Genomic DNA, 6,542 nt, shown 5'->3' on the forward strand with positions numbered 1-6,542 from the left:
GGATGCGGACCAATTACGACATCGAGATGATGCGCCAGGTGGGCTTCTGCTCCGGCATCGAGAACTACTCGCGACACATCGACGGCCGCCCGGCCGGGTCCGCGCCGGCCACCCTGCTGGACTACTTCCCCGAGGACTTCCTGCTCGTCATCGACGAGTCCCACGTCACCGTCCCGCAGATCGGCGGCATGTTCGAAGGCGACATGTCACGCAAACGCAATCTGGTGGAGTTCGGCTTCCGGCTGCCTTCCGCCGTCGACAACAGACCGCTGACCTGGGAGGAGTTCAGCCACCGGGTGGGCCAGACGGTGTACCTGTCGGCCACCCCGGGTCCCTATGAGCTGGCGCAGACCGGGGGAGAGGTCGTCGAGCAGGTGATCCGTCCCACCGGGCTGGTCGACCCCCGGGTGATCGTCAAGCCGACGAAGGGGCAGATCGACGACCTGATCGGGGAGATCCGCGCCCGCGCCGAACGGGACGAGCGGGTGCTGGTCACCACCCTGACCAAGAAGATGGCCGAGGATCTCACCGACTACCTCCTCGAAATGGGCATCCGCGTGCGCTACCTGCACTCCGAAGTGGACACCCTGCGCCGGGTCGAGTTGCTGCGCCAGCTTCGCCTGGGCGACTACGACGTGCTGATCGGCATCAACCTCCTGCGGGAGGGTCTCGACCTGCCCGAGGTTTCCCTGGTCTCGATCCTGGACGCTGACAAGGAGGGCTTCCTGCGTTCCGCCCGGAGCCTCATCCAGACCATAGGACGGGCGGCCCGCAACGTGTCCGGCGAAGTGCACATGTACGCCGACAAGCTCACCGATTCGATGCGCGAGGCCATCGACGAGACCGAACGGCGTCGTGAGAAGCAGATCGCCTACAACACCGAGCGGGGCATCGACCCGCAGCCGCTGCGCAAGAAAATCGCCGACATCCTCGACCAGGTGTATCGGGAGGCCTCGGATACCGAAGCCACGGAAGCCGACGTCCCGGTAGGCGGGTCGGGCCGCAACGCCTCGCGCGGCCGGCGGGCCCGGGGCGAGGCCGGCCGAACCGTCAGCGGTGGCATCGCGGAGGGGCGCGACACGTCCGGCATGCCGCGGGCCGAGCTGGCAGCCCTGATCGGGGAACTCACCGCGCAGATGATTTCCGCGGCACGCGATCTCCAGTTCGAGTTGGCCGCCCGCCTTCGCGACGAGATCGCGGATCTGAAAAAGGAACTGCGCGGCATGGACGCCGCAGGCCTGAGGTGAACCGGCGGACGACGCCCCGACCGGTCCGGTCGGCCGGTGCAAAAAGGCTTCCCACCTGCGCGGTATAACCGTGGCGCTTCCGGTTGGCCACGGTTCGATAACCCCCGGTTCGCCACCCCGTCCGCCGTCTTACAGGTCTGTAGTTTCACCTCAGACCTCAACACGGAATGGGAAGAAACGATGTCAAGCACCATCACTCGGTCAACCACCAAGTTCCTCGCCGTCGCCGGGTTGTTCGGGGCCGCAATGGCTGTCGCCCCGGATGTGGCCGCGACCCCGCTGAAGACCGGCGGCTACGCCTGCGTCCAGGATGCCGCCGGCGCGGTCGCCGCTGTCCCGGCGGGCGGTGCGGCAGTGCCGTGCGCCGGTGCCCCGGTGGCCGATATGGCCGGTGTGCCGTTGGCACTGCCCGGGCCGCTGCCTGTGGTCGTCCCCGCGGGCGCGGCAGCGCTCGGCGCGCCGGTTCCTGTCGTGGTGCCGCCGGTTCCGGCGGTCGTTCCGCCGGTTCCGGTCGGGGTGCCGCCGGTTCCGGTCGTGGTTCCCCCGGTGCCCGCCGGGGTGCCGCCGGTTCCGGTCGTGGTTCCCCCGGTCGGCGCCGGCGCGCTCGCCGGTCCGCTTCCGGTCGGCGCCGCGGTGGGCGGGGTTCCGCTTCCGGTCGGCGCCCCGATCCTCGACATGGCGGGGGTAGGGGGCAAGGGGGCGCCCACCGGTCCACCGCCGGCCGGCGCGCCCAATCCGGGCGTGCCGATCGTCCCAGGCCCGCCGGCCGCCGGCTGAGCCCGGCACTCGGCATCTGACGGGAGCAGGGCGATGCGGGCCTTGGTTGCGATGATCGGGATCGCTGCGGGTGTGTTGGCGGGGCCGACCGGTGTGAGTCTCGCCGCCGCCGGCCAATCCCCGGGGGCCACCGTCGTGTCGGTGGAACCCGAACCCGGCGATGTGGTCGGTGTGGCGCACCCGGTGGTGGTCACCTTCAGCGGCCCCGTCGCCAACCGGGCGGCCGCCGAGCGCGCCCTCGACCTCGAATCCGACCCCGCGATGACGGGGAGGTTCCAGTGGCTCGGCAACGACGTCGTTCAGTGGTCGCCCGACGGTTTCTGGCCGGCGCACAGCACGGTGGCACTGTCGGTGGCCGGCCGGCCGACGCAATTCGCCACCGGTCCGGCCGTCATCGGGGTGGCCAGCATCGCCGACCACACCTTCACGGTGACCATCGACGGCGCCCATGCCGGGCCGCCCACATCGCTACCGGCGCCCCACCACCGGCCCCGCTGGGGCGAGGCGGGGGTCTTCCCGGCCACCATGGGCAGGCCGCGATATCCCACCCCGGTCGGCATCTACACCGTGCTCGCCAAGGAGCGCGACGTGGTGATGGATTCGAGCACGGTCGGCATCCCGGTCAACAGTCCCGACGGGTATCACCTCACCGTGGATCACGCCGTCCGGTTCACCGCCCGGGGGCTCTTCGTGCATTCCGCGCCCTGGGCCGTCAACTCACTCGGGCATGAGAACGTCAGTCACGGCTGCGTCAGCCTCAGCCCCGAGGACGCGGAGTGGTACTTCGACACGGTCAACATCGGCGACCCGGTGATCGTGCGGGAGAACAGCCTCGAGGTCCCGTCGCAGCCTGAGATCGGTAACGCCTACTGAGCCACCGCACCGCCTTCCTGACCTGGGTGAAGCTCGATCGGAGGGATGTCGCCGAGGTCACGTACGACGGTGAATCGCTCTTCTGCGACCCGCGGAGGCGTTACTGTTTGCGGTTGGCGCTGGAACTCGGTCGGCGCCGGGATTCAGGCACTGGAGGGTACGAATGGGCGGTTACAACACCGTGGTCGTCGGCACTGACGGATCGGAGTCCTCGCTTCGCGCGGTCGAGAAGGCCGGCAGTTTGGCATCCGGTCCGGACGGGAGGGTCATCGTGACCACCGCCTACCTGTCCTCGTCCGAGGACACCCGGGCGGCTGACACGCTCAAGGACGAGGGCTACAAGATGGTGGGCAACGCCCCCATCTACGACATCCTCCGGGACGCCGCCGATCGGGCCCGCGCGGCCGGCGCCACCAACGTCGAGGAGCGCGCCGTCGAGGGCGCCCCCGTCGATGTGCTCGTCGAGGTGGCCAACGAGGTCGGCGCCGATCTGCTGGTGGTCGGCAATGTGGGTCTCAACACGATCGCCGGCCGGCTGTTGGGCTCGGTGCCGGCCAACGTCGCGCGGAAATCCAGGACCGACGTGTTGATCGTCCACACCACGAGCTAGGAGGCGGGCACGGACGCTGCCGCAGACAGTCGGGCGGTCCGCACCCGGCTGTGGTCCGACGGCCGGTTGCTGGCGGAGAACTTCCCCCTCGAGGGCGTCTCCGGGCATCTGGGGCGGCACGGGTCCCTGGTCTGGGTCGACCTGCTCAACCCCGATCACGCCACGCTGTCGGAACTGGCCGGTGAGTTGCGCTTCGATCCCCGGGCCGTCGAGGACGTCGTCGAGCACGCCGAGCGGACCAAGGCCACCCGCTACGCCACCCACACCTTCATCACGGTGTACGCCACCGCGCTGGGACCACAGGTGCCGGGTTCGATCGAGTCGCGGCTGCTGACCGAACGGGTGTCGATCTTCGTGCTGCCCGCAGTCGTGGTGACCGTGCGGCACGAAACCGATTCGGCGAACGCGGTTTTCGATATCGACGAGGTGGTGCGCCGCTGGGACGACAACGCCGATCTGCTGCGCGAGGGCAGTCCGGCGCTGCTGCACGGCATCCTCGACGTCGTCGTCGACGGCCAGTTCGACACGATCCAGCAACTCGACGACGCCATCGAGTCGCTGGAGGACGGGTTATTCGACGAGCGCTCCCAGACCCGCCGGTTGCAGCGAGACACCTACCGGCTGCGCAAGGAACTCGTCGAGTTGCGCCGCATCGTGCTGCCGATGCGGGAGGTGGTCAACACCATCATGCGTCGGGGCGCGCCGGGAACCGACGCCGCGGGCCTCGACGGCTGGTACTCCGACCTCTACGACCACGTCATCAGAGCCGCGGAGTGGACGGAATCCCTGCGCGACATGGTCACCACCGTCTTCGAGACCAACCTGTCCCTGCAGGACGCCCGGCTGAACACCATCATGAAGAAGCTCACCGGCTGGGCGGCCATCATCGCGGTGCCCACCCTGGTCACCGGCTGGTACGGCCAGAACATCCCCTATCCGGGGTATGGGAACAACTGGGGGGTGTGGGCCAGCGCCCTGGTCAGCGTCCTCACCTCGATCGCGCTGTACGCCGGATTCAAGCGACGCGACTGGCTGTAGCGGCCCGACGGCCGCCGGTCGGCTAGATCCGGATCGCCCAGCCGGCCGACGGGTCGGCGGCCAGGCTCAGCACGTCGACCGCCTCGAACGCGCTCAGCGGCACGGTGCGCAGCTCATGCTGGGCGGTCAGGTAATCGGTTCCGCTCCAGCCGTTGCTCATCGCCAGCAGCGTCGCCCCGTCCTGCCCGGCGCCGATCGAGTCGAACACCACCGCGCCGTGCTCCTGCAGCGCCCGCAGGACCACCTGGGTGGCCGGGTCGTAGCCGGAGACGTCGAAGTCCGGCCGCAGTCGAAGCACCGTGCCCATCGGAACGCCGTCCGGGTTGGCGCCGGTCCCGTCACCGGCCCGGGCGGGCCAGGTGTAGCCGGTGCCCCGGTCCTTGGCGATCGCGATGCCCAGCATGTGGTCGATGCTGCCGCGGGCCAGGTCGTCGGGCCGCAGAATCAGCGGAAGGTACGGCAGTCGGGAGGCGTTCGCCCAGCCCCTGGCCGGATACAGCGGAGAGTTCATGTCGACCTGCACCCCGGCCTCGGCGATCCACGCCGAGCCGTACAGGCCGGCGTAGGTGGCGTTGCCGAGCGCGTCCAGCGGGCTGTTGGCGGGCAGTTCCACGCCGTTGGCGACGTTGTAGAGCTCCTGGGACGTGCAGGTCCCCTCCCGGAACACCAGCAGGTGGCGGTCCCAGGCCGGGACGTTGGGCATGCCCTCGACCAGCGGGCGGTCCGGGATGGCGTAGGGCCGGTCGTCGATGCTCGGGCCGGAGGTGGACAGCCCGCGGTTGAAGATGACCGTCTCGGTGGGCCGGGTGGCGCCGACGGTGTTCACCGGCATGCCGGCCGTGTTGTTCATCCACACCTCGCCGCCCCAGGCGGCCCGCAGGTTCCCGCCGAGCAGTCCCACCCAGGCCTGCGACTGCGGGAGGACGGGCAGGTTGCGGACGTCGGCGTGGAACACGGTGTCGGCCGGCATCAGGGTGCAGCCGCAGAAGGTGGAAAGTTCGGCCGGGGCGGGGTGCCCGGCAATCGCCACCAGCACCGGCACCGCGGTGCTCCCGCCGTGGGAGTCGTCCACCGTGACGGTGAAGCTGTCCTGCCGGTCGGCCTGGGTGGCGTCGGGCGCGGCGGCGTCGGTCAGGGCCGCATCGGTCGGGGTATAGCTTAATTCGCCTGTGCCGGAGACGATTACCGCGCCCTTAGCGGTGAGCGTGGAACCGTGGTAGCTCAGCCTGTCGCCGTTGGGGTCGGTGCCGATCACCCGGCCGGTGACGACGCCGGTGACCGGATCGGGCGCACCCACGGAGACGGTGGCGGTCGGCGCGTTGTTGAACGGCGCGACGTTCACGGTGACGGTACTGGTGGTGGTGTGGCCGCTGTCGCCGAGCAGGCCGAAGGTCATCAGGTTGATCAGGCCGCCGATGCCGTGGATGTGGAATCCGCTGTCGGCATCGCCGGCGGTGACCGCGAAAGTGTCGGTGTAGCCGGTGTGGGCCTGCAGGGGATCGGCGGTGTAGGTGTAGCGCCCGCCGCCGACCGAGACGGTGCCGTGCGCCGGGGGCCGGGTGACGGCGACGCCGACCGGTGCGCTGTCCGGGTCGGTGACGTCGAGAAGGCCGGTGATCACTCCGGTGCCGGACTGGCCGGTCGGTGTCGCGGTCACCCGGGGCGGGGTGTTGTCGAACAGTGCGGTGAACGGGTCGACGGTCGTGGCGGCGGCGGGCCTGGTCCTTCGGGCCGCGGCGAGCACGACCCAGGAGACCGGCGACTCGGCCGGCACCGTCGGCGCGGATCCGAAGAGGTCGGTCAGCGGGTTTGCGGTGCCCAGCACGGGCGGAGTCGCGGCTGCGGAAAGGGCGCCGGATGCCGGCGCTGACGCCGGCGAGGGAAGAACCGAAACCGATTGCGCTGCAGCCTTTTCCGGCGTCGGGGGGAGCGGACTGCTGACGATGGGTGACGCGGCGGCAGTCGTTGGCCGGAGCGCAGTCGTTGGCCGGAGCGCA

At 70.1% G+C, this 6,542-nt stretch carries 6 protein-coding genes; 5 read left to right on the forward strand and 1 reads right to left on the reverse strand.

Features of this window, described 5'->3' with window-relative positions; all coding sequences use genetic code 11:
- The 5 genes from ADBZ5U_RS13590 to ADBZ5U_RS13610 all read left to right on the forward strand — a co-directional run.
- On the forward strand, positions 1–1,247 hold a 1,247-nt coding region (locus ADBZ5U_RS13590; RefSeq protein ID WP_526811031.1), incomplete at its 5' end, for a helicase-related protein.
- 180 nt (positions 1,248–1,427) lie between these two features.
- A complete protein-coding gene (locus ADBZ5U_RS13595; protein WP_526811033.1) occupies positions 1,428–2,024 on the forward strand; it encodes a hypothetical protein in 597 nt (198 codons plus the stop codon).
- Between the two features lie 33 nt (positions 2,025–2,057).
- The gene (locus ADBZ5U_RS13600; protein ID WP_526811035.1) at positions 2,058–2,897 is read left to right on the forward strand and encodes a L,D-transpeptidase; all 840 of its coding nucleotides are present in this window, start codon (positions 2,058–2,060) and stop codon (positions 2,895–2,897) included.
- Between the two features lie 163 nt (positions 2,898–3,060).
- The gene (locus tag ADBZ5U_RS13605; RefSeq protein WP_526811038.1) at positions 3,061–3,507 is read left to right on the forward strand and encodes a universal stress protein; all 447 of its coding nucleotides are present in this window, start codon (positions 3,061–3,063) and stop codon (positions 3,505–3,507) included.
- Between the two features lie 66 nt (positions 3,508–3,573).
- Positions 3,574–4,545 (forward strand): magnesium transporter CorA family protein, encoded by a 972-nt coding sequence (locus ADBZ5U_RS13610; protein ID WP_526811040.1) that lies wholly within the window; start codon positions 3,574–3,576, stop codon positions 4,543–4,545.
- 22 nt (positions 4,546–4,567) lie between these two features.
- Here ADBZ5U_RS13610 and ADBZ5U_RS13615 read toward each other — a convergent pair whose 3' ends face one another.
- Positions 4,568–6,370 (reverse strand): Ig-like domain-containing protein, encoded by a 1,803-nt coding sequence (locus ADBZ5U_RS13615; RefSeq protein WP_526811042.1) that lies wholly within the window; start codon positions 6,368–6,370, stop codon positions 4,568–4,570.
- Between the last annotated feature and the right edge of the window lie 172 nt (positions 6,371–6,542).

Source organism: Mycobacterium sp. (genome assembly GCF_040398885.1).
GTDB lineage: Bacteria > Actinomycetota > Actinomycetes > Mycobacteriales > Mycobacteriaceae > Mycobacterium.

Excerpts from the sequence above, each read along its gene's own strand:
- ADBZ5U_RS13595 (WP_526811033.1), top strand. The coding sequence starts at position 1,428 with ATGTCAAGCACCATCACTCGGTCAACCACCAAGTTCCTCGCCGTCGCC.
- ADBZ5U_RS13600 (WP_526811035.1), top strand. The coding sequence starts at position 2,058 with ATGCGGGCCTTGGTTGCGATGATCGGGATCGCTGCGGGTGTGTTGGCG.
- ADBZ5U_RS13605 (WP_526811038.1), top strand. The coding sequence starts at position 3,061 with ATGGGCGGTTACAACACCGTGGTCGTCGGCACTGACGGATCGGAGTCC.